This is a genomic window from Bradyrhizobium sp. Crot121 (assembly GCF_059512385.1).
In genome coordinates, this window is the sequence record NZ_JCAMOR010000394.1 from 1 (window position 1) to 434 (window position 434).

The window sequence follows — 434 nt, forward strand, 5'->3', positions numbered from 1 at the left end:
GACGCGTGAAGACCACCTGCTGATCAACCATGCGCATGGCGATCTCGGCAAGAAGGACGTGCGCCAGGCCCTCGATCTCGCAATCGACAAGAAGGCGATCGTCGAGGCCATCACCTTCGGTCAGGGCACAGTCGCCAATTCCTACATTCCGAAGGGCGCCCTCTACCACTACGCCGACAACTTGCAGCGCCCCTACGATCCCGAAAAGGCCAAGAAATTGCTCGCCGATGCCGGTGTCTCCAACCTGACGCTGAACTATCTGATCCGCGCCGGCGACGAGGTGGATGAGCAGACGGCCGTTCTGGTGCAGCAGCAGCTCGCCAAAGCAGGCATCACCGCCAACCTGCAGAAGGTCGATCCCAGCCAGGAATGGGACATGACTGTTGCCGGCGAATACGACATCTCGGTCAATTACTGGACCAACGACATTCTCG

At 59.4% G+C, this 434-nt stretch carries 1 protein-coding gene; it reads left to right on the forward strand.

Translation table 11 applies throughout. From position 1 onward, the window contains the following. Window positions 1-434, forward strand: a 434-nt coding sequence (locus AC5ZGW_RS47150) for an ABC transporter substrate-binding protein (RefSeq protein WP_496114274.1), incomplete at both ends; no start/stop codon positions are given.